This is a genomic window from Rhizobium sp. AC44/96, assembly GCF_001692185.1.
Lineage (GTDB): Bacteria > Pseudomonadota > Alphaproteobacteria > Rhizobiales > Rhizobiaceae > Rhizobium.
Window position 1 is genome coordinate 17,369 of sequence record NZ_LXKO01000009.1, and the last position, 26,917, is coordinate 44,285.

At 61.7% G+C, this 26,917-nt stretch carries 28 protein-coding genes; 13 read left to right on the top strand and 15 right to left on the bottom strand.

What is annotated here, in order from left to right; genetic code table 11:
* The first annotated feature begins 1 nt into the window (after position 1).
* Positions 2-1,315 (top strand): NAD-dependent dihydropyrimidine dehydrogenase subunit PreA, encoded by a 1,314-nt coding sequence (gene preA, locus A6U87_RS10080; RefSeq protein WP_065691133.1) that lies wholly within the window; start codon positions 2-4, stop codon positions 1,313-1,315.
* Positions 1,316-1,546: 231 nt separating this feature from the next.
* Positions 1,547-1,618, top strand: a complete 72-nt coding sequence (locus tag A6U87_RS30425) for an SEC-C metal-binding domain-containing protein (protein ID WP_244499461.1) — start codon at positions 1,547-1,549, stop codon at positions 1,616-1,618.
* Between the two features lie 101 nt (positions 1,619-1,719).
* Here the strand turns inward: A6U87_RS30425 and ftrA are convergent, their stop codons facing one another.
* The gene (gene ftrA / locus A6U87_RS10085) at positions 1,720-2,724 is read right to left on the bottom strand and encodes a transcriptional regulator FtrA (RefSeq protein ID WP_065691134.1); all 1,005 of its coding nucleotides are present in this window, start codon (positions 2,722-2,724) and stop codon (positions 1,720-1,722) included.
* Between the two features lie 71 nt (positions 2,725-2,795).
* Here ftrA and A6U87_RS10090 point away from each other — a divergent pair, with 71 nt between their 5' ends.
* Positions 2,796-3,209, top strand: coding sequence for a rhodanese-like domain-containing protein (locus A6U87_RS10090; RefSeq protein ID WP_065691135.1), 414 nt, complete (start codon positions 2,796-2,798; stop codon positions 3,207-3,209).
* Positions 3,210-3,308: 99 nt separating this feature from the next.
* Entirely contained in the window at positions 3,309-4,364 is a 1,056-nt protein-coding gene (locus tag A6U87_RS10095; protein ID WP_065691136.1) for a glycosyltransferase family 4 protein, read from the top strand.
* 42 nt (positions 4,365-4,406) lie between these two features.
* Here the strand turns inward: A6U87_RS10095 and A6U87_RS10100 are convergent, their stop codons facing one another.
* Positions 4,407-5,051 carry a TetR family transcriptional regulator C-terminal domain-containing protein gene (locus A6U87_RS10100; protein ID WP_065691137.1) on the bottom strand — a complete coding sequence of 215 codons (645 nt, stop codon included), beginning with the start codon at positions 5,049-5,051 and terminating at the stop codon, positions 4,407-4,409.
* A gap of 305 nt (positions 5,052-5,356) precedes the next feature.
* Here A6U87_RS10100 and A6U87_RS10105 point away from each other — a divergent pair, with 305 nt between their 5' ends.
* Together A6U87_RS10105 and hydA are read left to right on the top strand one after the other, a co-directional pair.
* Entirely contained in the window at positions 5,357-6,610 is a 1,254-nt protein-coding gene (locus A6U87_RS10105) for a Zn-dependent hydrolase (protein WP_065691138.1), read from the top strand.
* Positions 6,611-6,688: 78 nt separating this feature from the next.
* The gene (gene hydA / locus A6U87_RS10110; RefSeq protein ID WP_065691139.1) at positions 6,689-8,143 is read left to right on the top strand and encodes a dihydropyrimidinase; all 1,455 of its coding nucleotides are present in this window, start codon (positions 6,689-6,691) and stop codon (positions 8,141-8,143) included.
* Positions 8,144-8,152: 9 nt separating this feature from the next.
* Here hydA and A6U87_RS10115 read toward each other — a convergent pair whose 3' ends face one another.
* Positions 8,153-8,566 carry a cupin domain-containing protein gene (locus A6U87_RS10115; protein ID WP_065691140.1) on the bottom strand — a complete coding sequence of 138 codons (414 nt, stop codon included), beginning with the start codon at positions 8,564-8,566 and terminating at the stop codon, positions 8,153-8,155.
* 95 nt (positions 8,567-8,661) lie between these two features.
* Here A6U87_RS10115 and A6U87_RS10120 point away from each other — a divergent pair, with 95 nt between their 5' ends.
* The 7 genes from A6U87_RS10120 to A6U87_RS10150 all read left to right on the top strand — a co-directional run bounded on the left by A6U87_RS10120 (position 8,662) and on the right by A6U87_RS10150 (position 18,345).
* Positions 8,662-9,450: an ABC transporter ATP-binding protein gene (locus A6U87_RS10120; protein ID WP_065691141.1), complete on the top strand. Its 789-nt coding sequence runs from the start codon at positions 8,662-8,664 to the stop codon at positions 9,448-9,450.
* A gap of 36 nt (positions 9,451-9,486) precedes the next feature.
* Positions 9,487-10,371 carry an ABC transporter permease gene (locus tag A6U87_RS10125; protein ID WP_065691142.1) on the top strand — a complete coding sequence of 295 codons (885 nt, stop codon included), beginning with the start codon at positions 9,487-9,489 and terminating at the stop codon, positions 10,369-10,371.
* Positions 10,368-11,495 carry an ABC transporter permease gene (locus A6U87_RS10130; RefSeq protein ID WP_065691143.1) on the top strand — a complete coding sequence of 376 codons (1,128 nt, stop codon included), beginning with the start codon at positions 10,368-10,370 and terminating at the stop codon, positions 11,493-11,495. Before A6U87_RS10125 ends, A6U87_RS10130 begins: the two co-directional genes overlap by 4 nt.
* Positions 11,496-11,550: 55 nt before the next feature.
* Positions 11,551-12,522: an ABC transporter substrate-binding protein gene (locus A6U87_RS10135; protein WP_065691144.1), complete on the top strand. Its 972-nt coding sequence runs from the start codon at positions 11,551-11,553 to the stop codon at positions 12,520-12,522.
* Positions 12,523-12,927: 405 nt separating this feature from the next.
* Positions 12,928-14,118 (top strand): efflux RND transporter periplasmic adaptor subunit, encoded by a 1,191-nt coding sequence (locus A6U87_RS10140; protein ID WP_065691145.1) that lies wholly within the window; start codon positions 12,928-12,930, stop codon positions 14,116-14,118.
* 10 nt (positions 14,119-14,128) lie between these two features.
* A complete protein-coding gene (locus A6U87_RS10145; protein ID WP_065691146.1) occupies positions 14,129-17,425 on the top strand; it encodes an efflux RND transporter permease subunit in 3,297 nt (1,098 codons plus the stop codon).
* A gap of 236 nt (positions 17,426-17,661) precedes the next feature.
* Positions 17,662-18,345, top strand: a complete 684-nt coding sequence (locus A6U87_RS10150; protein WP_065691147.1) for a Crp/Fnr family transcriptional regulator — start codon at positions 17,662-17,664, stop codon at positions 18,343-18,345.
* Between the two features lie 4 nt (positions 18,346-18,349).
* On the opposite strand, the gene ureG is transcribed toward A6U87_RS10150, so the two are convergent.
* The 12 genes from ureG to urtE form a co-directional block, all read right to left on the bottom strand.
* Positions 18,350-18,961 carry an urease accessory protein UreG gene (ureG, locus tag A6U87_RS10155; RefSeq protein WP_065691148.1) on the bottom strand — a complete coding sequence of 204 codons (612 nt, stop codon included), beginning with the start codon at positions 18,959-18,961 and terminating at the stop codon, positions 18,350-18,352.
* Between the two features lie 100 nt (positions 18,962-19,061).
* Positions 19,062-19,733 (bottom strand): urease accessory protein UreF, encoded by a 672-nt coding sequence (locus A6U87_RS10160; protein WP_065691149.1) that lies wholly within the window; start codon positions 19,731-19,733, stop codon positions 19,062-19,064.
* A gap of 6 nt (positions 19,734-19,739) precedes the next feature.
* Positions 19,740-20,234 (bottom strand): urease accessory protein UreE, encoded by a 495-nt coding sequence (gene ureE / locus A6U87_RS10165; protein ID WP_065691150.1) that lies wholly within the window; start codon positions 20,232-20,234, stop codon positions 19,740-19,742.
* Positions 20,235-20,313: 79 nt separating this feature from the next.
* The gene (locus tag A6U87_RS10170) at positions 20,314-21,177 is read right to left on the bottom strand and encodes a GGDEF domain-containing protein (protein ID WP_065691151.1); all 864 of its coding nucleotides are present in this window, start codon (positions 21,175-21,177) and stop codon (positions 20,314-20,316) included.
* A gap of 342 nt (positions 21,178-21,519) precedes the next feature.
* The gene (gene ureC, locus A6U87_RS10175; RefSeq protein WP_018897105.1) at positions 21,520-23,229 is read right to left on the bottom strand and encodes an urease subunit alpha; all 1,710 of its coding nucleotides are present in this window, start codon (positions 23,227-23,229) and stop codon (positions 21,520-21,522) included.
* A 3-nt stretch (positions 23,230-23,232) separates the two neighbouring features.
* Complete coding sequence (locus tag A6U87_RS10180; RefSeq protein WP_065691241.1) at positions 23,233-23,856, bottom strand: Urease operon accessory protein; 624 nt, start codon at positions 23,854-23,856, stop codon at positions 23,233-23,235.
* A gap of 16 nt (positions 23,857-23,872) precedes the next feature.
* Complete coding sequence (locus A6U87_RS10185; protein ID WP_065691152.1) at positions 23,873-24,283, bottom strand: lysozyme inhibitor LprI family protein; 411 nt, start codon at positions 24,281-24,283, stop codon at positions 23,873-23,875.
* Positions 24,284-24,303: 20 nt separating this feature from the next.
* A complete protein-coding gene (locus tag A6U87_RS10190; RefSeq protein WP_065691153.1) occupies positions 24,304-24,609 on the bottom strand; it encodes an urease subunit beta in 306 nt (101 codons plus the stop codon).
* 10 nt (positions 24,610-24,619) lie between these two features.
* Complete coding sequence (locus A6U87_RS10195) at positions 24,620-24,877, bottom strand: DUF1272 domain-containing protein (RefSeq protein ID WP_083199343.1); 258 nt, start codon at positions 24,875-24,877, stop codon at positions 24,620-24,622.
* 4 nt (positions 24,878-24,881) lie between these two features.
* Positions 24,882-25,184, bottom strand: coding sequence for an urease subunit gamma (locus A6U87_RS10200; protein WP_018897100.1), 303 nt, complete (start codon positions 25,182-25,184; stop codon positions 24,882-24,884).
* A gap of 20 nt (positions 25,185-25,204) precedes the next feature.
* Positions 25,205-26,026, bottom strand: coding sequence for an urease accessory protein UreD (locus A6U87_RS10205; protein ID WP_065691155.1), 822 nt, complete (start codon positions 26,024-26,026; stop codon positions 25,205-25,207).
* Positions 26,027-26,187: 161 nt separating this feature from the next.
* A complete protein-coding gene (gene urtE / locus A6U87_RS10210) occupies positions 26,188-26,883 on the bottom strand; it encodes an urea ABC transporter ATP-binding subunit UrtE (RefSeq protein ID WP_065691156.1) in 696 nt (231 codons plus the stop codon).
* Positions 26,884-26,917 lie beyond the last annotated feature (34 nt).

Here is a 26,917-nt window from a genome sequence, read left to right on the forward strand (position 1 = left end):
AATGGCTGATCTCCGCAATAATTTCGTCGGCATCAAGTCTCCGAACCCGTTCTGGCTGGCCTCGGCGCCGCCGACCGACAAGGCCTACAACGTCGACCGCGCCTTCAAGGCCGGATGGGGCGGCGTCGTCTGGAAAACGCTCGGCGAGGAAGGCCCGCCTGTGGTCAACGTCAACGGCCCGCGCTACGGCGCGATCTGGGGCGCTGACCGCCGTCTGCTCGGCCTAAACAACATCGAGCTCATCACCGACCGCGACCTCTATACGAACCTGCGCGAAATGAAGCAGGTGAAGATGAACTGGCCGGATCGCGCCCTGATCGCTTCGATCATGGTGCCGTGCGAGGAGGAAAGCTGGAAAGCGATCCTGCCGCTCGTCGAAGAGACCGGCGCCGACGGTATCGAGCTCAACTTCGGCTGTCCGCACGGCATGTCCGAGCGCGGCATGGGTGCCGCCGTTGGACAGGTGCCTGAATACATCGAAATGGTCGTGCGCTGGTGCAAGCAATACACCCGCATGCCCGTCATCACCAAGCTGACGCCCAACATTACCGACATTCGCAAGCCGGCGCGTGCTGCAAAGGCAGGCGGCACCGACGCGGTCTCGCTGATCAACACGATCAACTCGATCACATCGGTCAATCTCGACACCTTCTCCCCCGAACCGTCCATCGACGGCAAGGGCAGCCATGGCGGCTATTGCGGCCCTGCGGTCAAGCCGATCGCGCTCAACATGGTCGCCGAGATCGCCCGCGATCCGGAAACCTATGGCCTGCCGATCTCAGGCATCGGTGGCATCACCACCTGGCGTGACGCCGCCGAATTCCTCGTGCTCGGCGCCGGCAACGTCCAGGTCTGCACGGCCGCGATGACCTATGGCTTCAAGATCGTCCAGGAGATGATATCCGGCCTCTCCGACTGGATGGATGCCAAGGGCCATCGCAATCTGGACGACATCACCGGCCGTGCCGTGCCGAATGTCTCGGACTGGCAGTACCTCAACCTCAACTACATCGCCAAGGCAAAGATCGACCAGGACGCCTGCATCAAATGCGGTCGCTGTCATATCGCCTGCGAGGACACCTCGCATCAGGCGATCACCCAGTTCGTCAATGGCATCAGGCACTTCGAAGTGATGGAAGACGAATGCGTCGGCTGCAATCTCTGCGTCAACGTCTGTCCTGTCGAGAACTGCATCACGATGGAGCAGCTGCCATCAGGCGAACTCGACCAGCGCACCGGCCGCCCTGTTGACCCGAACTACGCCAACTGGACGACGCATCCGAACAACCCGATGGCCCGCCAGGCTGCGGAGTAACCACCTTGCAACGCCGCGGAATATTGTCTTTCGCGGCGTTGCCTATGGCGAGCCTTATGCTATCGATGCCTCGCTGCACTGTCGCAGCGCTCTTTCAAGAGGAGGCAGCCATGGCTCGCAAACACCTCACCGATCTCAGCTTTTGAGGTCACGTCCAAGCGGCGTAAATCCTATCCATCGGAAACCCGGGTTAAAACCGGCCGCCAGTTCGTCCACGGCGACGTCGAGCTGATCGAAAAACTCGGCCGCAACGATCCGTGCCCGTGCGGTTCGCGGAGGCGCTTTCAAGAACTGCTGCCTTAAATCCGGCAGCTTTGATGGCATCCACCGTCACCACTACTTTTAGGGACCGCGAATAGAGCGTATCCGGCAAACGCACGGAAAACCGTGCGTTTGTCTCCGCCCTAGCCGTCCCCACCTGAAAACGAGCGACGATAGGCGCCTGGACTAGTCCCTAGCCGCTTGCGGAAGTGATGGCGCATCGTCGCCGGTGTGCCGAAGCCACAGGCGATGGCGATATCGTCGAGCGACGCGTCGCGGCGTCGCTCGAGCAACTCGCGCGCATGACGCAATCGCTCCTTCAGCAGCCATTCGCCAACGCTCGATCCCGTCGTCGTCTCGAAGCGCCTCTGGAACGTGCGCTGGCTCATCCCGGCCTTGGCCGCCAGAAGACTGATCGGCTGCTCCTCGTCGAGCCGCGCCCGCATCCACTCGATCAACGGTCCGAGCCGGACGCCTTCGCGCTCCTGCGGCACCGGCGCGCTGATGAACTGCGCCTGCCCTCCCTCGCGATGCGGCGGCACCACGAGGCGGCGCGCAACGCTGTTTGCAGCGTCGGCGCCGAAATCGCCACGGACGACATGCAAACAGAGATCGATACCGGCAGCACTCCCGGCCGCCGTCAGAATGCTGCCCTCGTCCATATAAAGGACGCTCGCATCCAGCGTGATCTCGGGATAGCGCGCAGCGACAGCGGACACGTAACGCCAATGCGTCGTGGCCCGACGGCCGGCCAGAAGACCGGACGCAGCAAGAACCGCCACACCCGAACACAACGACATCACCCGCGCGCCACGCTGATGGGCGGCGCGCAAAGCGGATATGAGATCATCGGGCACCGGCGCATCGATTCCGCGCCAGCCAGGAACGACGATCAGGTCGGCTTCATCGAGAACATCGAGGCCACGATCGACGCTGACCGTCAGCCCGCCTGCCGCCCGCAAGGGGCCCGGCTCGATGCCGCAGACAGCAAAGCGATACCACCCCTCACCCATCTCCGGACGCGGGAGCCCGAAAACCTCGTAGGCAATGCCGAACTCGAAGGTGCACAGCCCGTCATAGGCGAGCACGGCAACCTGCGGACCGGATGTTTGAGCTGTGTTTGGCACGATCTTCACGCCAATCGTCATTATGGCCAATTTCAACACGAGGTATCATCTTGCATGGTCAGAGGCAATTCCAACCCTGAAAGGAAGTGCCAATGCCCAGCGCCGTCGCCGAAACCCCTGCCGCCTCGCCGGAAGCCACCGCCGCCTACTACGCCCGCAAACTCGCCTTCGAGACCGACTGCTGGGATGTCCACGCGTCGCTGGCCGCCGGACGCGACGACTTCGTCCTCCTGGATGTCCGGTCGCCGACGCTCTTTGCGCAAACGCACATCCCCGGCTCCATCAATCTTCCGCATGGAAAGATGACGGCGCACCGGATGTCCTCCTGGCCGGCAGACACGCTCTTCGTCGTCTACTGCGCCGGTCCGCACTGCAACGGCACCGACAAGGCCGCCCTGCGCCTGGCTAGGCTCGGCCTGTCGGTGAAGGTCATGATCGGCGGGATGACCGGCTGGGCCGACGAAGGCTTTTCGTTCGAAAGTTCCGAGGCCACCGCGGCGGCCTAACAGGCGTGGCGCTGTCGCCCGATCGCTGTTCACAGCGGGGCATTGTCTTTTCTGCGCCAACGGCCATAGTCGTTACGCGTAGAAAAGGTGGCCGCCCGCATGAAACATCACATCGTCGCGATCGGCCCGCTGCCTCCGCCGCTTCATGGCTTTTCCTACGCGACATCGGCCATGACCGCACTTCTGTCCGAGGAAAACGTCACCGTGCTTCAGAACCTGTCTCCGCCGGAAAATGCGGGGCGCCTTATCGGTCACGCGAGCAAGCTTCGCCGGGCTCTCGGCGCCTGCGGTAGGCTGTTGCTGGACCGGCGCCTTGAGGGCAAGGCCTGCTATCTCGGCTGCGATGGCGGATGGGGCATGTGCTACACGCTGCTGATCGTGGTCGTTGCCAGACTGTTGGGCTACCCGACCTACCTCCACCATCACAGCTTCCGCTATATCGACAAGCCGGACCTGACAATGCGCGGCATACTCGCGCTCGGGGGACCGAGCCTGACACATGTTTTCCTGTGCGAGATCATGCGCGATCGCTTCGTCGACGCATATGCGGTGCGGCTGCGCAGTGTAATCATCTCCAACGCCGCCTTCGTGGCGCCGACCGATGACCGGGCGCTGCAGCCAAGGCCTCTCACCATCGGCATGTTGAGCAATCTCAGCCGCGAAAAAGGGCTGGAGACGTTCATCGAGTTGCTGAGGCAATGTCGCAGTGAAGGGTTGGCGGTCCAGGCGATCCTCGCCGGACCAGTCGCCAATAACCAAGATCGCACGAGCATCGAAGCGGCTGTGAAGGAATTCGGTGGCGCACTGGACTATCGCGGCGCCGTCTACGACGAGGCGAAGGCAGCGTTCTACGAAGACATCGATGTCTTCGTTTTCCCCACCAACTATGTCAACGAAGCGCAGCCGATTGTCATCTTCGAGGCCAAGGCCGCCGGCTGCGCCGTTATCGCCTACAACAGGGGCTGTATCCGCAAGCAACTCGACGGAAGTGATCTGCTCATCCCCGCCAATGGCGAGTTCGTTCCGACGAGCATTGCATGGATCGCAGCCATCCCGCCGGACTCCCCCCGCTCCACCTGGCGCCGACGCACGCGACAGGACTATGCCGAGCGCCACCAAAGGGCGCTGAAGCGAGCCCGATCCCTGCTGGACTGAGAGTTGGAACGCGAGACCGCGGGCTAGCTGCTGCTACAGCACCTACGGCTGAGCGACACGCAATCCATCGATGAAAAGTTGTTCCAGAAACCGGGCCGCATCTTCGAACCGGCCTTCGCCGGAATTGTCCTGGCCCAAGACCGCACGCACCTGGACATCGAAATCCGCATAATGCTGGGTGGTCGACCAGATGGAAAAGATGAGGTGGTAGGGATCGCATTTCACGATCTTCCCCTCCTTGGCCCAGGTGCGGATGACGTCCGCCTTTTCGTCCACAAGCGCCTTCAGAGGCCCCTTGAGCTCGTCCTCGATATGCGGCGCGCCCTGCAGCACCTCATTGGCGAAGAGGCGGCTCTCGCGCGGGAAGTCGCGGGCCATTTCGAGCTTGCGGCGGATATAGCTGCGGATCTCGCTCTCGGGGTTGCCCGCGGCATCAAAGGCGCGCAGCGGCTCGAGCCAGGTGAAGAGAACGCGGTCTATCAAGGCCCGGTGCATGGCCTCCTTGGTGCGGAAATAATAGAGCAGATTGGGCTTCGACATGCCGGCCACTTCGGCGATCTGATCGATGGTGGAGCCGCGAAAGCCACTGACCGAAAACACGTCGAGCGCAGCTTCCAGGATCTGCTCTTCCTTCGCTTCCTGGATACGTGTGCGTCGCTGCGTCTTCGCTGCTCTCGGGATTGCCATATCGATCTTTTTTCCCTTTCAAATTCAACTATTTCGCTCAAGATTGAACAAGAATGACCGGCCGCCGAAAAAATAAGCAACTGCCCGTAATTTTGTCTGTAATTTTCCTGATTTTCGTCTTGAGCCCAGCGAAGGAAGTTGTAATGTTTACCAACCGGTCAAATTATCTGTCAGATGCAAAACAAAGGCAACTGACGATTTTCCGGCGCTGAATAAGACAAACAAGAGCGCCGGAAACTGACCCACGGGAACAGACGGGCATGCACCTTGCATTGCCCAGGAAAAAACAGGTGAGGAATACGGACATGGTGGCAGCACCAGGCGAGAACATGCGCGTCAACGGGGACCGTCTCTGGGACAGTCTCATGGACATGGCAAAGATCGGCCCCGGCATCGCGGGCGGCAACAATCGCCAGACCCTGACCGACTCCGATGCGGAAGGGCGCAGCCTTTTCAGGACATGGTGCGAAGCCGCCGGCATGACCTTGGGGATCGACAAGATGGGCACGATGTTCGCGACCCGTCCGGGCACCGATCCGGATGCCCTGCCCGTCTATGTCGGCTCGCACCTCGACACCCAGCCGACCGGCGGCAAGTACGACGGGGTGCTTGGTGTGCTGGGGGCACTCGAAGTCGTCCGCACGATGAACGACCTCGGCATCAAGACCAAGCACCCCATCGTCGTCACCAACTGGACCAACGAGGAAGGCGCTCGCTTCGCGCCCGCCATGCTGGCGTCCGGCGTTTTCGCCGGCGTTCACTCCCTGGAATACGCCTATGAGCGCAAGGACCCCGAAGGCAAGACCTTCGGCGAGGAGCTGAACCGCATTGGCTGGCTCGGTGACGAGGAGGTCGGCGCGCGCAAGATGCACGCCTATTTCGAGTACCACATCGAGCAGGGCCCGATCCTCGAAGCCGAGGAGAAGCAGATCGGTGTCGTCACGCATTGCCAGGGCCTGTGGTGGCTCGAATTCACGCTCACCGGCAAGGAAGCCCACACCGGCTCCACCCCGATGAACCTTCGCGTCAATGCCGGCCTCGCCATGTCCCGGATCATCGAGATGGTCCAGGACGTCGCGATGGAAAACCAGCCGGGCGCCGTCGGCGGCGTCGGTCAGGTCTTCTTCTCGCCGAACTCCCGCAACGTGCTGCCGGGCAAGGTCGTCTTCACCGTCGACATCCGCTCGCCAGACAAGGCCAAGCTTGATCGCATGCGCGCCAAGATCGAGGCGGAAGCACCGAAGATCACGGATGCTCTCGGCGTCGGCTGTTCGATCGAAGCCATCGGTCATTTCGAGCCGGTGACCTTCGACCCGAAGCTCGTCACCTCTGTTCGCAGCGCCGCCGAGCGGCTCGGCTACAGCCATATGAACATCATCTCAGGCGCTGGCCACGATGCCTGCTGGGCGGCGAAGGTTGCCCCCGCAACGATGGTCATGTGCCCCTGCGTCGGTGGCCTCAGCCACAACGAGGCGGAGGAGATATCGAAAGAATGGGCGGCAGCCGGCTGTGATGTCCTCTTCCACGCCGTCGTCGAGACCGCTGAAATCGTTGCGTAATCAAGGGCGGGGTCAAACCCGCCTTTTCTTTTACCAGTGGCCGCAGAGCCGCGAGCAATCAATGCAAGGGAACTGATCATGAGCAAAGTCATCAAGGGCGGAACCATCGTCACCGCGGACCTGACCTACAAGGCGGACGTGAAGATCGAGGGCGGCAGGATCGTCGAGATCGGCCCGAACCTTTCCGGCACGGAGACGCTCGATGCGACCGGCTGCTACGTCATGCCTGGCGGCATCGACCCGCACGTCCACCTCGAAATGCCGTTCATGGGCACCTATTCGTCGGACGACTTCGAAAGCGGCACGCGCGCGGGCCTTGCCGGCGGCACGACCATGGTCGTCGACTTCTGCCTGCCGGGACCGGAGCAGTCGCTGCTCGAAGCGCTGCAGATGTGGGACAACAAGACGAGCCGCGCCAACACCGACTACTCGTTCCACATGGCGATCACCGGCTGGAACGAGCGCGTCTTCAACGAGATGGAGACCGTGGTCAAGGACAGGGGCATCAACACCTTCAAGCACTTCATGGCCTACAAGGGCGCGCTGATGGTGAACGATGACGAGATGTTCGCCTCCTTCCAGCGCTGCGCGGAACTCGGCGCCCTGCCGCTGGTCCATGCCGAGAACGGCGACGTCGTCGCCTCGATGACCGCAAAGCTGCTCGCAGACGGCAACAACGGCCCCGAGGCGCACGCCTATTCCCGCCCGCCCGAGGTCGAAGGTGAGGCAACCAACCGCGCCATCATGCTCGCCGACATGGCTGGGGTCCCGCTCTATGTCGTGCACACTTCCTGCGAACAGGCGCATGAAGCGATCCGCCGCGCCCGCCAGAAAGGCATGCGCGTCTATGGCGAGCCGCTGATCCAGCACCTGACGCTCGACGAGAGCGAATATTTCGACAAGGACTGGGACCATGCCGCCCGCCGTGTCATGTCGCCGCCGTTCCGCAACAAGCAGCACCAGGACAGCCTCTGGGCCGGCCTGCAGTCCGGCTCGCTGTCCGTGGTGGCAACCGACCATTGCGCTTTCACCACCGAGCAGAAACGCTTCGGCGTAAAAGACTTCTCGAAGATTCCGAACGGTACCGGCGGCCTGGAGGACAGGTTGCCCATGTTGTGGACCCATGGCGTCAACACCGGGCGCCTAACGATGAACGAGTTCGTCGCGGTCACCTCGACCAACATCGCGAAGATCCTCAACGTCTATCCGAAGAAGGGCGCGATCCTCGTCGGCGCCGATGCGGATATCGTGGTTTGGGATCCGAAGCGTTCCAAGACGATCTCTGCCAAGACCCAGCAATCGTCGATCGACTACAACGTCTTCGAGGGCAAGCAGGTCACCGGCCTGCCGCGCTACACGCTGACGCGTGGTGAAGTCGCGATCGAGGAGAGCACGGTCAAGACGAAGGAAGGACACGGCCAGTTCGTCAAGCGCGAGCCGTTCCAGGCGGTGAACAAGGCGCTGTCGACATGGAAGGAACTCGTCGCACCGCGCAAGGTCGAACGGTCAGGCATCCCGGCGACGGGGGTCTGATCCTTGGCTTCAGCCCTGCGCGAGCGCGTCCAGCTCCGGAAGGAGCACCACACTCTCCTGCTCGTTGGGATCGGTGCGGGCGATGATCGCCGTGCAGGGCGTGCTGCTGAGGTTCGCAGGCAGATGCGGCACTCCGGCTGGAATGTAGAACAGCTCGCCGGCGTGAACGATCACATGATGCTCCAGATTATCCCCGTACCAGGTATGGGCCTCGCCGGAGAGCATGTAGATCGCCGTCTCATGCGCCTCATGCAGATGTGCCTTGGCTCGCACGCCAGGCGGGATTGTCAGAAGGTGCATGCAGATGCCCTTGGCGCCCACCGTCTCGGCTGCGATGCCTTCGAAGTAACTAAGCCCTTGCTTGCCGTCGTAAGCATGACTCGGGCGGACAATATGACAGGTAGGCTTTGATGTCGCATCCATCGTCATCCTCCATGGAGCTTGCCGGTTCAGTGAAAACCGGTACTCATACTATCACGCAAACCGCCCTGACGCGGGGAAAACAGGATCCATCAGCATTGACGCAAGCTGCTTCCGTTGTATCCGCCAAGGATCTCTGTCTCACCTATCAGGCGAATGACGCGCCGGTGCATGCGCTGACCAACGTCAACCTCGAGGTGCGCAAGGGCGATTTCGTTTCCTTCATCGGCCCCTCCGGCTGCGGCAAGACAACCTTTCTGCGCGTCATCGCCGATCTCGAAAAGAAGACGTCCGGCGACATCACGGTCAACGGCATGACACCCGAGGAAGCCCGCAAGGCGCGCGCCTACGGCTATGTCTTCCAGGCACCCGCGCTCTACCCCTGGCGGACCATCGAGAAGAACATCGCGCTGCCGCTTGAGATCATGAACTATCCGTCGGGTGACCGCAAAAAGCGCATCGCCGAGGCGCTCGATCTCGTCAGCCTGTCCGGCTTCGAGAAAAAGTTTCCCTGGCAGCTGTCCGGCGGCATGCAGCAGCGCGCCTCGATCGCCCGCGCCCTCGCCTTCGATGCCGATCTCCTGTTGATGGACGAACCATTCGGTGCACTCGATGAGATCGTCCGCGACCACCTCAACGAGGAACTCCTGAAGCTCTGGGCGCGGACCAACAAGACGATATGCTTCGTGACGCACTCGATCCCCGAGGCCGTTTACCTCTCCACCAAGATCGTGGTCATGTCCCCGCGCCCCGGCCGCGTCACCGACATCATCGACTCGCCGCTGCCGCGCGAGCGCCCGCTCGACATCCGCGAAACCCCCGAATTCCTCGAAATCGCCCATCGCGTCCGCGAGGGTCTGAGAGCGGGGCATAGCTATGAGCACTAGGACCGAAAAGTCACGTCTTCACCGGCGAGGCCGCCGATGAAACCGGACACGCTCAAGGACAAGGTCATCCCCGTCGTCACGATCCTCGCTGTGCTTGTGGTGATCTGGTACATCGCCGCCGTGCTGATGAACGCGCCGTTCCAGCGCGACATGGATGCGCGCGCCAATGAAACGCCTGGAACCATCGAGTTTATCGAGAAGACGCTCTCTCAGCCGAAGCCGTTGCTGCCGGCACCGCATCAGGTGGCACAGAACGTGTTCGAGAACACCTTCCTGCGCAAGCTTTCGAGCAACCGCAGCCTGGTCTACCACAGCGGCGTCACGCTCTCCTCCACCGTACTCGGCTTCGGCCTCGGCACCTTGCTCGGCATCCTGATTGCCGTCGGCATCGTGCATATCAAGGCGCTGGATCGCAGCCTGATGCCATGGATCATCACCTCGCAGACGATCCCGATCCTGGCCATCGCCCCGATGGTGATCGTGGTGCTCGGCGCAATCAACATCACCGGCCTGATACCAAAGGCGCTGATCTCGACCTACCTGTCGTTCTTCCCGGTCACGGTCGGCATGGTGAAGGGACTGCGTTCACCTGAGGTCATGCTTCTCGACCTGATGCGCACCTATAACGCCTCGGCTGCACAGACCTTCTGGAAGCTGCGCGTCCCGGCGTCGGTCCCCTACCTCTTCACTTCGATGAAAGTTGCGATCGCGGCAAGCCTTGTCGGCGCCATCGTCGGCGAACTGCCGACCGGCGCTGTCGCAGGCATCGGATCGAAGCTTCTCGCAGGCTCCTACTACAGCCAGACGATCGACATCTGGGCAGCGCTCGTCGCCGGCTCGGTACTCGCCGCGTTGCTCATCGCCATTGTGGGGTTGGTAGCCAAGATCGTCGACAAATCGATGGGCGGGAGGCCGGCATGAAGACAATGGCGTTCTCCTGGCAAGGTCTCATCGCCCTCCTCTTCGCGGCGTTGGCCCTGGTGACCCTGCCGCTCCTTGGAGAAGGAGCACCGCAACCGGTCTCGCAGGCCACCACGTTGCTGACGATTGCGCTCATCGTGGTAACCGCGTTGATCTCGTTTGCGCCTCTGCCGAAACTCTATGTGGCCGCTGTCCTCCTCATCGGAGCACATTGGGCTGCCTGGGTGTTGCTTTCCAGCGTCACCGGCAATGAAGGACTGGCAACCAAGTCGTTCTTCCTGCTGCTGGCCGCCTGCTGGCTGCTCGCATGGCGCTGCGTCACTGAGCTGTCCGAAATGAAGCCCTCATCAGGTTTCGAACGCACGGTGCTGCGGCTGCTGATCCCAGCCATCTTCGGCGCCTGGATCCTCATCCTGTGGGAAGCCCTCACCCGCGGCGCGGGCATCCCCTTCGTGCTTCTGCCGCCACCGAGTGCGATCGGAGCGCGGCTCATCGGATCCCTGCCGATACTCGGCGAAGACGTAAGACAGACGATCTTCAAGGCCGTCCTCGCGGGCTACATCATCGGCTGCGCTTCTGGGTTTGTCGTCGCCATCCTGGCGGATCGCGTCGCCTTTCTGCGCCGAGGGCTGCTGCCGATCGGCAACATGGTCTCGGCACTGCCGATGATCGGCGTCGCACCGATCATGGTCATGTGGTTCGGCTTCGACTGGCAGTCGAAGGCGGCCGTGGTCGTGATCATGACGTTCTTCCCGATGCTGGTGAACACAGTCGCCGGCCTTGCCGCATCCGGTCCGATGGAGCGCGACCTGATGCAGACCTACGCGTCCAACTACTGGCAGACGCTGCTGAAGCTCCGGCTTCCGGCAGCGATGCCCTTCATTTTCAATGCATTGAAGATCAACTCGACGCTTGCGCTGATCGGTGCCATCGTCGCGGAGTTCTTCGGTACGCCGATCGTCGGCATGGGCTTCCGCATCTCTACCGAGATCGGGCGCATGAATGTCGACATGGTCTGGGCCGAAATCGCCGTTGCGGCGCTCGTCGGCTCGATCTTCTATGGCGTCGTCGCCCTGGCAGAACGGGCGGTGACTTTCTGGCATCCGTCTATCCGTGGTGGCTAGGCGTCGCTTTATTCCCGCGAATGGGATTGGGCATAACTTCAGAGGGAACAAGAAAATGAAAAAACTGATTGTTGCAATGATGGCGAGTGCGATGTCGCTTGCAGCAGCCCATGCGATGGCTGCCGACAAGGTGACGCTGCAGCTCAAGTGGGTGACGCAGTCGCAGTTCGCCGGCTACTACGTCGCGAAGGACAAGGGTTACTACGACGAAGAAGGCCTCGACGTCACCATCAAGCCGGGCGGCCCTGACATCGCACCGGAGCAGGTGATCGCCGGCGGTGGCGCCGACGTCATCGTCGACTGGATGGGCGGCGCGCTGGTTGCCCGCGAAAAGGGCGTTCCGCTAGTCAATATCGCCCAGCCGTACCAGAAGTCGGGCATGGAGCTGATTTGCCGTAAGGATGGACCGATCAAGACCGAGGCCGACTTCAAGGGCCACACGCTCGGTGTCTGGTTCTTCGGCAACGAATATCCGTTCTTCGCCTGGATGAACAAGCTCGGTCTCAAGACGGAGGGCGGTCCTGATGGCGTAACGGTCCTGAAGCAGAGCTTCGACGTCCAGCCGCTGCTCCAGAAGCAAGCCGACTGCATCTCCGTCATGACCTACAACGAGTACTGGCAGGCGATCGATGCCGGTTTCAAGCCGGAAGAACTGACGGTGTTCAACTATAGCGCCATGGGCAACGACCTCCTCGAAGACGGTCTCTATGCCTCGGAAGACAAGCTCAAGGATCCGGCCTTCAAGGAAAAGATGGCCAAGTTCGTCAAGGCTTCGATGAAGGGCTGGAAGTACGCCGTCGAGAACCCTGACGAAGCCGCAGGTATCGTCGTCGATGCCGGTGGCCAGGACGAAAACCACCAGAAGCGGATGATGGGCGAAGTCGCCAAGCTGATCGGCGACGGCACCGGCAAGCTAGACACGACGCTCTACGACCGCACCGCCAAGGCCCTGCTCGATCAGAAGATCATCAACAAGGAACCATCAGGCGCCTGGACGCACGACATCACCGACGCTGCCGCCAAGTAAGCAGTTCGTCTGAGAAAAATGAAACGCGCGGAGTGATCCGCGCGTTTTTTTGTGAGAGCCAAAGAAAAAGCGTACTCTTATGTCGCATTTGGAAACTGTCGTGCGTCATAAGCATGACCGGATCGCGATCAACTATCGGAATGCACGCATAACCGTATGGTGATTGATCTGTGTTTCGATGGTAATTATTGGTGCAGATAGAGGAATTATTTTCCGCCGGACTTGCGCGATGGACAAAACGATACCACGTACAATCCGATTTTTGCCGGACGAGGGACTTCTTAAGTAAGGACCGGCAGAAGATGCGGGAATACCTTTGAGAATAGCAATACGGGAACGGGCCATTTCGCGAGCTGACGCCAACGCGCGGACTTGGCTGACCATATCAAGACTGGACGAAGACGCATGGCACGCACGCCGCTTAACATTCTACGCGCCTCCACCCTGATCGTCGCTGCTTTTGCGACCTCGAACCTGTTCGCCCAGGAAGCGCCCGTCGCCAAGCCGCAGCAAAACCTGCCGGCGATCGTGGTCACCAAGGCAGAGACCCGCACGCTGGTTGATCGTGTCGTCGCGACCGGCACCGTTAAACCCGTCGAAGAGATCTATCTCCAGCCGCAGGTCGAAGGCCTGTCGATCCGTGCCCTGGCTGCGGATATTGGCGACCATGTTCGTTCCGGCAGCGTGCTCGCAACGCTGAACGATGACGCGATCATCCTGGAAAAGAGCCAGTTGCAGGCAACGAGAGCCAAGAACGAGGCAAGCCAGGCGCAGCTGCGCGCGCAGCTGATTGAAGCGCAAGCCAATGCCGAGCAGGCTCGCCAGCAGCAAGTCCGCGCCCAGGAAATGGGCAAGAAGGGGACCGTTTCGACGGCGACCGTCGAGCAGGCGGATGCTGCCGCGGCTTCGGCAAACGCGCGCGTAACCTCCGCGGAACAGGCGATCCAGGTCGCCGTCGCCGACATCAAGGTCACCGACAGCCAGATTGCCGATGCCAACCTCAAGCTGGCGCGCACCGACGTCAAGACGCCGGTGGATGGCACGGTTTCCGCCAAGAACGCCAAGGTCGGCGCCATTGCGTCGGGAACCGGCGAGCCCCTCTTCACCATCATCCGCGATGACAAGATCGAGTTGGTGGCCGAAGTTAACGAGAGCGACATCGTCAAGATCGAGCCCGGCCAGAAGGCGACGCTTTCGCTCTCAGGCAGCCGCGACAAGATCAGCGGCTCGGTTCGCCTCGTATCCCCGACCGTCGATCCCGTCACGCGCCTCGGTCTCGTCCATATCCTGATCGACGACAGCAGCAAGGCCCGCTCCGGCATGTACGGCAGCGCCGATATCGTCGTGCGCACCACTGAAAACGTGTCCCTGCCGCTTTCGGCGGTCCTCACCAGCACCGACGGCTCTTCCGCTCGCAAGGTGGAGGACAATGTCGTGAAATTCGCGAAGGTCGAGACGGGCATTCAGGATGGCGCCTACATCGAGATCACCAACGGGCTGAAGGACGGCGAGGAAGTCGTTGCCAAGGCGGGCGCCTATGTCCGCGACGGCGACCACATCACGCCGGTTCGCGAGCAGCCTGCGGCTTCCAACTAAGGGACGACCGATGAACTTTTCAGCCTGGTCAATCCGAAATCCCGTCGCGCCGCTTCTGGCCTTCGCCCTTCTGCTTTTCGTCGGCATTCAGGCCTTCAACAAGCTGCCGATCACCCGCTTTCCGAATATCGACGTTCCGCTGGTTTCGGTCGTCGTAACGCAGAGCGGCGCCTCCCCTGCCGAACTCGAAATGCAGGTGACGAAGGAAATCGAAGATGCTGTCGCCAGCATCAACGGTATCGATGAAATTCAGTCGACGGTCACCGACGGCCAGTCTCAGACGGTCGTCATGTTCCGCATGGAAGTGCCGACCGAACAGGCGGTGCAGGATACCAAGGACGCCATCGACCGTATCCGCGGCGATCTGCCGGCGAACGTCGACGTTCCGATCGTCTCCAAGATCGATGTCGAAGGCCAGGCAATCCAGACTTTTGCCGTCTCCTCGCCCGACATGTCGCTGGAAGAACTCTCCTGGTTCGTTGACGACACCGTCAAGCGTTCGCTCCAGGGACAGGCCGGCATCGGCCGCGTCGACCGGTACGGCGGCGCCGAGCGCGAAGTGCGCATCGAACTCAATCCCGACAAGCTCAACGCCTATGGCATCACCGCCGCCAGCGTGAACCAGCAGCTGCGCGGCACCAACGTCGACCTCGGCTCCGGCCGCGGCCAGGTGGCCGGCAACGAGCAGGCGATCCGCGTTCTCGGTGATGCCCGCAACGTAGCCGAGCTTGCCAATACGACGATCGCGCTCCCCAACGGCCGCTTCGTCAAGGTTTCCGATCTCGGCGCCATCAAGGACACCTACGAAGAGCCGAAGTCCTTCTCGCGCTTCAATGCCGCGCCGGTCGTCACCTTCGGCGTTTTCCGTGCCAAGGGTGCCAGCGAAGTCAGCGTCGCGGAAACGGTCTCGAAGAGCCTCGCAACCGTCCGGGCGGAGAACCCGAACGTGAACATCGAGCTCATCGACGATTCCGTCTACTTCACATACGGCAACTACGAAGCCGCCATGCACACGCTGCTTGAAGGCGCGCTGCTGGCGATTGTCGTCGTCTTCCTGTTCCTGCGCAATTGGCGCGCCACCCTTATTTCCGCAGTCGCCCTCCCCCTTTCCGCGATCCCGACATTCTGGATCATGGATTTGATGGGCTTCTCGCTGAACCTCGTCAGCTTCCTCGCTCTGACGCTGGCGACAGGTATCCTCGTCGACGATGCGATCGTTGAAATCGAGAACATTGCCCGCCACATCAAGATGGGCAAGACGCCCTATCGCGCCGCGATCGAGGCTGCCGACGAAATCGGCCTCGCCGTCATCGCGACGACGTTCACGATCATCGCCGTCTTCGTACCGGTATCGTTCATGCCGGGCATTCCCGGTCAGTACTTCATCCAGTTCGGGTTGACCGTCGCCTTCTCCGTCTTCTTCTCCTTGATGGTCGCGCGTCTCATCACACCGATGATGGCCGCCTATCTGATGCGTGCCGAAGACGGCATGGAGGACCACCACGACAATGACGGCTGGTTCTTCGGTGGCTACACCCGCCTTGTGAAGGCAACGACCAGCCGCTGGTGGACACGCTATGCGACGCTGATCGCGGCAATCGCTTTCCTCATCGGCTCGATGGCGCTGCTGGCGCAGGTTCCCGGGAGCTTCCTGCCGCCGGAAGATGCATCCCGCATCGTTCTGTCAGTCGAACTGCCGCCGAACGCGACGCTCGACGACACGGAGGCAACGACCGACGAGGTCTACAGGAACGTCAAGGACATCAACGGCGTTGAAAGCGTCTTCGTGCTGGGCGGTGCCTCGCCGAAGGGCGATCTCGAACTGCGCCGCGCAACCGTCACGCTCGCCCTGCAGAAGCTTGACCAGTCGCTGGTGAAAAAGCTCGTCAATGACGTACTGGGCTCGATCCCGGTCATCGGCCCGCATCTGCCGAAGGTTGAGCTTCATGGCCGCGTGCGCCCGCAGTGGGATATCGAAAAGGAAGTCTTCGCCAAGCTCCGCCATATCCCCGACGTCCGCATCCTGAAGCTTAACGACCGTGGTGAACGCGACCTGTCGTTCAACTTCCTGTCGAAGAACGAGAAGGATCTGAGCGACGCGGTTGGTATTCTTGAATCGAAACTGCGCGCCGATCCCGCGCTGGCAAACGTCAGTGCCGATGGCGCCCTGCCCCGTCCGGAATTGCAGGTCCGCCCGCGCAAGGATCAGGCAGCTCGCCTCGGCATCACACCGCAGCAGATCTCCGAGACGATCCGCGTCGCAACCATCGGCGATATCGATGCGTCGCTCGCCAAGATCAACCTCGACGACCGCCAGATCCCGATCCGGGTTCAGGCATCGGTCGACATGCGCCGGGACCTTGCGGCTCTGCGCGCACTGAAGATCCAGACGGCAAGCGGCGGCACTGTTCCCCTGTCGACCGTCGCCGATATCGACTATTCGGAAGGTGTAAGCTCGATCAAGCGTAACAACCGGAACCGCGTTGTTGCGATCGGATCGGACCTGCCGCAGGGCGTCGCGCTCGATACCGCGTCTGCGCGCTTCCGGGCAATCGTGGCCGATGCCAAGATTCCTTCGACGGTTCACCTCGTCGAAAGTGGCGACACCAAGGTCCAGAAGGAAATGCAGCAGAGCTTCGTCAACGCCATGTTGATGGGCCTGATGCTGGTGCTGACAGTGCTGATCCTGCTCTTCAAGGACGTGATTCAGCCTTTCACCATTCTGTTCTCGTTGCCGCTGGCAATCGGCGGCGTCGCGGTAGGCCTGCTGGTCACCAACAATCCGCTGTCGATGCCCGTCTTGATCGGCATCCTGATGCTCATGGGCATCGTTACGAAGAACGCCATCCTGCTCGTGGACTTCGCGATCGAGATGCGCCATCGCGGCATGGCGAGGGTCGAAGCCATGGTGGAGGCCGGCCGCAAGCGCGCCCGCCCGATCATCATGACCTCGATCGCGATGTCGGCCGGCATGCTGCCTTCGGCAATGGGCGTCGGCGAAGGCGGGTCCTTCCGCGCACCGATGGCAATCGCGGTCATTGGCGGTATCATCGTCTCCACGGTGCTGTCGCTCGTGGTCGTCCCCTCCTTCTTCCTGATCATGGACGATCTGTCCCGCCTGCTCGGCTGGATGTTCGGCCGCCTCGTCGGCAAGAAGGACCAGGAAGAACTGCCGCTGTCGCGCGAAGAGCTGACGGAAGCCGTCAACACACTCGACGACCGCGTCACGGCGATCGAGAAGCCCGAAGGCAAGCGCGGCAAGTCCGGCGGCAACGTCGTTCGCTTGCCGCCCTTCGCTGCGGAATAGCACTCGGACAGCTTCGGGGCCGGAATTGCCCGGTCTCCGTACCAATAGCAAACAAGGCTCGTAGAACTCCGGTTTTGCGAGCCTTGTTTGCTATGCGCGCTGACGATCGATCCGCTGCAACCGCAGGGATCAATTCAGTGCCAGAACTTGATCCAGATCAACTTGTAGCTCCATGAGTCCGTTTATTCTCACGGTATGGCAGGCGGATAGCGTCTGCTGTAACCACGGAGGAAGGAATGACGACGGCCTTGAAACTGAGTGGCGCTCAAAAGGCGATGCTTGGCAAAGCCTTGATTGTTTCGGGTCTGAGCCGGGATGAGCGCGAAGCGCTGATGTCTTGCGCGACCGCAGTCCGCTATCAGATACACGACACCCTTTTCCATGAGCATGGAGAGGCACGCTACTTCTATTGCGTGCTCAGCGGCTATGTCAGGCTGTATCGCCTCGGCAACGACAATCGCGAGGCGGATATCCGCATCTGCGAGCCGGGCGAAAGCTTCGGCGAATGCCTCCTGCTTGACGGCAACGGGTACAACTACAGTGCCCAGGCGATGGAGCAGTCGATGCTGGCGCGCTTCGACCTCGACAAGGTCAGGGCGTTGCTGGACGAGCGTCCGCGCATCGGCATTGCGATCATGCGCGCGCTCTCGCAGCACCTGTTGTCGACGATCGACTGCCTGGCAAGCGATCGCATGCGCACTGCACCGCAGCGCGTCGCCAGCTACCTTCTGACGCACTCCACGCAACAGGGTGCCGCTGCATCGCTGCGCCTGCCGTTCCAGAAGAGCCTGCTGGCTCGAAAGCTCGGGCTTGCGCCCGAAGCGCTCTCCCGCGCCTTCTCAGCGCTCCGCGAAGCCGGTGTGACTGTGAGCGGTCGCCTGATCGAGATCAACAACCTCGATGCTCTGAAAGGCGTCTAGGCAGTCACAGACCGCCTTGTTCCTTGAGGAAGCTGACGATCGAATTGATACCGTCGCCACGCTTCATGTCGGAGAAGACGAAGGGGCGCGCCTCGCGCATGCGCGTGGCGTCGCGATCCATCACATCGAGATCCGCGCCGACATAGGGAGCAAGATCCTTCTTGTTGATGACAAGCAGGTCCGACTTGGTGATTCCAGGTCCGCCCTTGCGCGGGATTTCCTCGCCCTGGCAGACCGAGATGACATAGATGGTAATGTCTGCCAGATCCGGGGAAAACGTCGCCGCCAGATTGTCACCCCCGGACTCGATGAAAACGACGTCGAGATCCGGAATGCGCTCGTTCAGTCCCGCGATGGCCTGCAGGTTGATCGTCGCATCCTCACGGATGGCGGTATGCGGGCACCCGCCCGTTTCAACGCCGACGATACGATCCGACGGCAGCGCCTGCATGCGCATCAACGCCTCGGCATCCTCTGTCGTGTAGATGTCGTTGGTCACCACGGCGACGGAATAGTCGTCCCGCATCGCCTTGCAGAGCTTTTCGGTGAGCGCCGTCTTGCCGGAGCCGACCGGACCGCCGATACCGACCCGCAAAGGTCCATTTCCTGATTTCATATTCTGAACTCCAATCGAAGCGGATGATAGCGCGGCATTTGACAGGCAACCACCGGCAAATGACGCAGGTCGGCGGCATGTGGCTCCCGATGAACCAGCCTCACGACCGAAACAGTCTGGTCGTCTGCGTCTCATGACGCAGTGACATGATATCCGCCTGGACGGTCGCCGATCCAAGGTCATCCAGCGTCGACGAGGCAGCCCGGCTAGCAATCGACCCAATGTCGGCTTCCAGGCCGGCCAGAATGGCCACGCCGCCCTTCTGTCCAGCGACACTCAGACGAATACCGGCCGACACGGCTTGCGAACAGTAAGCGTGAAGGAAGGCAGCGATCGCCTTTTCAAGGTCGATGCCATGCGCTCCAGCCACGGCACCCACCGCCACCGGATAGGCAACATGCGCCGGCAAGCGATCAAACACCGCATCTGGCCAAGCACGCGCGGACGACAGGAAAGCGTCACCAAGCAGCATCGTTTCCTGATGGCGCTCTCGCGAAGCGGCAAGTGCTTCCGCAAGTTCCGCCACCGAAGCAAGGGATGCGCTTTCGGGCTGGACCCGATGGCTCTCGGCAAAGAGCACAGCGTCGTTCCAGACGGCGCCATGGGAAAGCAGCGCCCTCACCCATTCCCCGAGCGTGTCGGCATCCTTGACCAGGTCGTCGTGTACCGCACGCTCCAAGCCTCCCGAATAGGCAAACGAGCCCACTGGAAAGGCCGGCGATAGCCACGCCATCAGCCGAAGCAATGCTTGCAGGTCGCCATTCTCGCTCATGAAGGCTCAGTCGTGCGAGTGATGATGGCCGTGCGAATGGCCGTGGTCGTGCCCATGCGAGTGGCTGCCATGGGAGTGATAGGCGCCCCGCGCCGGCTGGAACGGCTCGGAGACTTCCGACACCGTTGCTCCCAGTCCTTCCAGCATGGAACGAATGACGTGATCGCGCAGGATCAGGATACGCTCTTCCTCGATCTGCGCGCCGAGGTGGCGGTTTCCGAGATGCCAGGCGAGCTCGATCAGATGCAGCCGGTCCTTTGCCTTGATCTCGAACAGCTTTTCGTCGGCGGCAACGATCTCGATCAGCTCGCCGTCTTCCAGCACCAGCATGTCGCCACTTGCGAACAGGACCGGCTCCTTGAGATCGAGCATGACCATGTCGCCATTTTCGAGATGCAGCAGCTTGCGGCGCAGATGCCTCAGATCATGTGGCAGGACAACCTTGCCGATGGGGTTCGAAGAAGGCGTGCCGGCGGGAAGATAGGAGGTAACGCGCTGCATGACATATCCATTTCAAATGACTGCCCGAGCATGCAAAATAGCCCCCGCCGATGCAAGGTCAAAACACGCGAGAGCTCCGCTATCCTGTGTTCTTGGCCGCCGCAAGATAGTCGATCTCGGCCGCCGGTGCGGCGTGCCCGCTGTCGCTCAGCCGCCTGCGCCGGCGAACATGCGGCTGCAGCCCCTCGTCCTCGTGCACGACGCGATTACGGCCGAGCGCCTTGGCAAGATAAAGCGCCTTGTCGGCGGCGGAATAAACGGTCTCCTTGCTGCGTCCTGTACCAAACTCCGCGATGCCCGCCGAAACAGTGATATTGATCGCGCAGTCGTCGACCAGGATCGGTTGCGCGGCGAGCTGGGTGCAGACCGACCTGATCAGCGCTATGCGCTCCTCACGCGGCAGGTCCACAACAATCACGCCGAACTCCTCGCCACCCAGCCGTGCGGCAAAGGATCGGCCGCAGAAGGACGTTGCGAGCAGGGTCGAGACGGCGATGATGACCTGATCCCCACACGCATGACCGAAACGGTCGTTGATCGCCTTGAAGCGGTCGACATCGAAGATCGCCAGACAGGCCTGGCCCTCGATCTCATCCAGCGCCTCGGTAAAGGCTCGTCTATTGAGAAGGCCGGACAGCATATCCGTTCGGCTCAACTGTTCGAACTCGGCCCGCGAGACACTGAGCTGATGCATGGCGCAGCCGACTACCAGCGCCAGCACACCTGAGACCAGTCCCCCGATCAGCCAAGACAGGACGACGCCGTAGACAACGGCGTTCGCGAGCGGCACCGGCAAGACGCCGAGCCAATCGAATGGCAGCACCAAGATAGCGATCACGACCGACGACAACATCACCGCGAGAAAGCTCATCTTGAGAGCGAACGTGTAAATCGTATGGCGGTTTTGAAAATCGCCAAGCTCTGCCTGGAGTGAAATTTTCATTCGAATCGACCTTCTTGCCCAGCGCCAAGCACATTGCTTAGATCCCAACTGCTGCCGATTTCTTAAGTGGATTGTTAAGATTTGAACGATTTCAGGGGAATTGATCGGTCACCCAAGGGTGACCGAAAATGCTACGTTCCGACACCCGATTCAACTCGACAACATTCAAACTCAACTAATTGATTTTGAACGGATTCTTGAAATGCTCGTATTGACGTGTCCCATTGCGGACGCACCGCCCCAAGGTGGAACAGGGCCCTTTGGAAAAACAACTTTAAGAAGATTTTGCTTAACAAGCCAGACGCGAAACGGTCGGCGACGAGCGCCGACCGTTAAAATCTCTCAGTACATGAAGTAGCGCTGCGCCATCGGCAGCGAGGTCGCCGGTTCGCAGGTGAGCAGCTCGCCGTCGGCGCGCACCTCGTAGGTCTCCGGATCGACCTCGATATGGGGCGTCAGGCTGTTGTGGATCATCGACGCCTTGGAGATGCCGCCGCGCGTGTTCTTGATGGCGACGAGGTCCTTGGCGACGCCGAGACGGCCCTTCAGGCCGGCATCGAGCGACGCCTGGCTGACGAAGGTGACCGACGAATTGGTGCGCAGCTTGCCATAGGCGGCGAACATCGGGCGATAGTGCATCGGCTGCGGCGTCGGGATCGAGGCGTTCGGATCACCCATCGGGGCGGCCGCGATCGAGCCGGCGAGCAGCACCATCTCGGGCTTTACGCCGAAGAAGGCCGGGTTCCACAAGACGAGGTCGGCGCGCTTGCCGACTTCGATCGAGCCGATCTCGTGGCTGACACCCTGCGCAATCGCCGGATTGATCGTGTACTTGGCGATATAGCGGCGGACGCGGAAGTTATCGTTATCCCCCGTCTCCTCCTTCAGGGGACCGCGCTGGCGCTTCATCTTGTCGGCCGTCTGCCAGGTGCGGATCGCCACTTCGCCGACGCGGCCCATGGCCTGGCTGTCGGACGAGATGATCGAGAAGGCGCCGATATCGTGCAGGATGTCTTCGGCCGCGATCGTTTCCTTGCGAATGCGGCTTTCGGCAAACGCGATATCCTCGGGGATCGACGGCGACAAATGGTGGCAGACCATCAGCATGTCGAGATGCTCGGAAATCGTGTTGACCGTGTAGGGCCGCGTCGGGTTGGTTGACGACGGGATGACGTTCGACTGACCGCAGATCTTGATGATATCGGGTGCGTGCCCGCCGCCCGCCCCTTCCGTGTGGAAGGCGTGGATGGTGCGGCCCTTGAGCGCGCCGATCGTATCCTCGACGAAGCCGCTTTCGTTTAGCGTATCGGTGTGGATCATCACCTGGATATCGTATTCGTCGGCAACCGAGAGGCAGCAGTCGATCGCGGCCGGCGTCGTGCCCCAGTCCTCGTGCAGCTTTAGCGACGACGCGCCGGCGAGCACCATTTCCTCGAGTGCGGCGGGCAGCGAAGCATTGCCCTTGCCCGCGAGCGCGAGGTTCATCGGGAAGCCGTCGAAGCTCTCGATCATCCGCTCGATGTGCCAGGCGCCGGTGCAGGTGGTGGCGAGCGTGCCGTGCGCCGGGCCGCTGCCGCCGCCGAGCATGCAGGTGATGCCGGACATCAGCGCTTCCTCGATCTGCTGCGGGCAGATGTAGTGGATATGCGCGTCCATGCCGCCGGCGGTGATGATCTTGCCCTCACCGGCGATCGCCTCGGTGGACGGGCCGACGATGATGTTGACACCAGGCTGCGTATCCGGATTGCCGGCCTTGCCGATGGCGTGGATGCGGCCATTCTTGAGCCCGATATCGGCCTTGACGATACCTGTGTGGTCGATGATGACGACGTTGGTGATGACGGTATCGACGGCGCCCTGCGCCCGCGTCGCCTGGCTCTGCCCCATACCGTCGCGAATGACCTTGCCGCCGCCGAACTTCACCTCTTCGCCATAGGTGGTGAAATCCTTCTCGATCTCGATGAAGAGCTCGGTATCGGCAAGCCGCACCTTGTCGCCGGTGGTCGGGCCGAACATGCCGGCATAGGCGGCGCGGGAAATCTTGTAGGGCATGGGTCAGGCTCCTTGGGAGGACGAACGGGATGCGGACGGATAAAACCGCGTGACGCGGCCGGCGGCGACGTAAGTGTCGACAAGCTGCCTTTCGGCGGCGAAGGGATGCCACTCCCAGCCTTGATGGCCAAAGCCGGCTAGCGCGATCAGGGCATCGGGAAATCGGTTCATGACCTCAGCGATCACGATCATGCCGCTGCTCGGCACGACGTAAGGCGCGGGGTCAAATGCGGCCAGCGCCTGGTCGACGCCATCATGAATCACTTTGTCAACGACCACATGCGCCTTGCCAGCTTCCTTGCAGAAGCTGCTGAATCGACTCGTATAGTCGTCGCAGAAATCGTCGAGTTCGGGATGTGAAATGGCCAGCGGGCCTTTGAGCGCCGCGAACTTTTCCGGATCGCGCACACTCCAGATCTCCGAAGCCTCGACGACTGCAGGATGCGCGCGCCATGCTTCGGAAGACAGCATCGCCTTGGCGGGACGGCCGGTGTTGCAGACGGCGACGACGTCGGTGCGGCCGGGGCTCGCCTCATAGGATCGGCATTCGTTGAACCGGATGACGAAGCGTGCTGCGGCAACAGCCGCGGCCCCTTCCGCACCGATCTCACCATTGCCGACAATCATGATGCTCTCTGCCACCTCAGTTGCTCATCGCGTCTTCGAGCGTCTTCAGCTCCTTGGTCCTGGCATCGGTCACGTTGGCGATGCAGCCGGCAACCAGCATCGGCTCCATCGTGCCGCCACGCGCCTGAAAGCCTTCGGCTTCGCATTGCGCATCACGGTAGGTGATCCAAGCGCGCTGGGCGGTTACCAGAGCTTTCTCCGCGCCCTTCATGTCGTCATCCTGATCGCTGTCAATGGCGACCATGGCGGCACGGGTCTTCTTGTATTGAACGTTGAGCGCCTTGTCGGCCTCGTCCTGCCGCGCCCGCTCGCAGAGCGTCATGTCGGTCTGCGTTGTCGGGCTCTTGCAGTCGATTTCCTCGGCGCTGGCGCCACCGGCCGCCATCAGTGCCAACAGCCCGAAGCCCGCGGGTATAAAGAAACGCATCATCTCCTCCCGAGATATGATCACAGCTTGCCCATTACCAGCTGGCGGAAGCCGTAGACTTCGCGCTTACCCCCCAGCGGGATCAGCGTCACCGAACGCGTCTGTCCGGGCTCGAAGCGCACGGCGGTGCCGGCCGGAATATCGAGCCGCATGCCATGCGCCTTCTCGCGATCGAAGGAGAGCCCGGCATTGGTCTCGCCGAAGTGGTAGTGACTGCCGACCTGCACCGGGCGGTCGCCGGTGTTTGACACCTCGATGGTAATAGTCGGCGCGCCGGCGTTGAGTTCGATTTCGCCGGGTGCGGCAATGATTTCGCCTGGGATCATGATTTTCTCCTCACGCAGCCTTCACGGGCGCGCAGCCCTCGGCCTTCAGCACGCGTTTCGTCGATGCCGGGTTGTTGATGAGCTTGGCCGCCGGGCGCACCGGCCGGCGCACCAGTTCGCCGCCGCAATTCGGGCAGATGCCTGAAAGCACGTTGTCGGCGCAATCAGCGCAATAGGTGCATTCGAAGCTGCACATCATCGCTTCGCGGCTTTCGGGCGGCAGGTCCTTGTCGCAGCATTCGCAATTGGGTCGAAGCTCGAGCATGATGGCCTCAGCGGATCGGTTCGTGGACGGTGACAAGCTTTGTTCCGTCAGGGAACGTCGCTTCCACCTGCACGTCGTGGATCATCTCGGCGATGCCATCCATCACCTGGTCGCGGCCGATGACATGGGCGCCTGCTTCCATGAGCTCGGCCACCGGCCGGCCGTCGCGCGCGCCTTCGACGACGTAGTCGGTAATCAGCGCGATCGCCTCGGGATAGTTGAGCTTGACGCCCCGCTCCAGCCGCCGCCGCGCGACCATCGCCGCCATCGAAATCAACAGCTTGTCTTTTTCTCTTGGTGTGAGGTTCATCGTGCATCCATCTGCTTGAACTAGAGATTCCAGACTTTCGGCACAGGCGCGCCGTTGCGCAAGGCTGAAATGATCGGGATCAGGATTTTTCGAAGTGCGAAGCCATCCGACGCCGCCAGCCGAACAACCAGCTTGCCGCCCCAGCAGCTGGCGCCGCCCATATGACCGTCGAGCAACGGCCTGACCGCATTGAGATAGCTCTCCGCCTGCGGCCCGACATAGAGCAGCGTCGCAAAGGCGACCTGGCCCGAAAGCACCGCCTGCTCCCGCGTCAGCGCCTGCACCTCGCCAGCGAGCCTCAGATCCTCGGCATGGCAGAGCCGGCCTTCCCGGCGGATACGCCAGCGGTCGCGGAACAGCCCGGAGACAACCGCCTCGCCCATCGCCTTGCGCCCCAGCAGGATCGCTTCGACCGCCAGGAATTCCGCGCCCTCGTCGAGGTCGACATCGAGCCGTCGATAGAGCGAGGAGCGATCGAAGAGGATGGTTTCCTGCGGCAGCCAGTCGACCCGCGCATTGGCGCCGACCTGGATTTTCGTGGTGATCTCGGCGGTGCCGGCGGACGCCTTGTAGATTTTCTCACAGGCCTGTGTGGTCACGTCGATGCGCGTGCCTGGACCGGCGACAACGCTCCAGTCCATGCGATCGCCACCGGTGAGACCGCCGGCCGTATTGATGATGACGGCTTCCATCGAGGCATCGAAGGTATCGGGCAGCCGGATCTTCGCTGCACCCTCCTGATAGAGCTCGCGGATGCGCGTGCGCCCGCCCAGCGACTTCGCGGCCAGATGCCCGCGGCCTTCGGCCCTTTGCGGTCTGGTGGCTGCCGCGGCGTTCGTCATTCCATGCCCTTTTCATGCCGCCGGTTTGCCCGGCCGTTCTCATTCAATCCTGTAACTGATTGAAAGCAAGCAATTTCCATGCCGCGCGAAGGACACTGCAATCCCGGCGCCAGCCAGCTGGGCGCATGTCGTCCAGTGCCTCCAAAAGCGGCGAATGCCGATCAGACGGTCAGATGCCGGCGCGCCTCAGGCGTATCGAGCGTCTCCGCCAGCCCCTCATGCACGATCTCGCCGCGATCCATGATGTAGACGTAATCGGCAAGCTCCCGGCAGAAATCGAGGTACTGCTCGACCAGCAGGATTGCCATGCCGGTACTATCACGCAGATAGCGGATCGCCCGGCCGATATCCTTGATGATCGACGGCTGGATACCCTCTGTCGGCTCGTCGAGCACGAGAATCTTCGGCCGCGTCACCATCGCCCGGCCGATCGCCAGCTGCTGCTGCTGCCCACCCGAGAGATCGCCGCCGCGCCGCCCGAGCATGGTCTGGAGAACAGGAAACAGGCTGAAGATATCGTCGGGGATGTTCTTGTCGCGGCGCGCGAGCGGGGCGAAGCCGGTCTCGAGATTTTCCTTCACCGTCAGCAACGGAAAGATCTCGCGCCCCTGCGGCACATAGCCGATGCCCTGCTTGGCGCGCGCATAGGGCGCAAGGCCGTTGAGCTTGGTGTCGTTGAAGGTCACCGTACCTGAAGACAGCGGATGCTGGCCGGTGACGGCGCGCAGCAGCGAGCTCTTGCCCACACCGTTGCGTCCGAGCACGCAGGTGATCTTGCCCATCTCCGCCTTCAGCGAGATGCCGCGCAGCGCCTGCGCCGCGCCATAGTGGAGGTTTGCGTTTTCGACGGTCAGCATGGTGCCATCTCCTGGCGAATTGCGGATGTTAAGA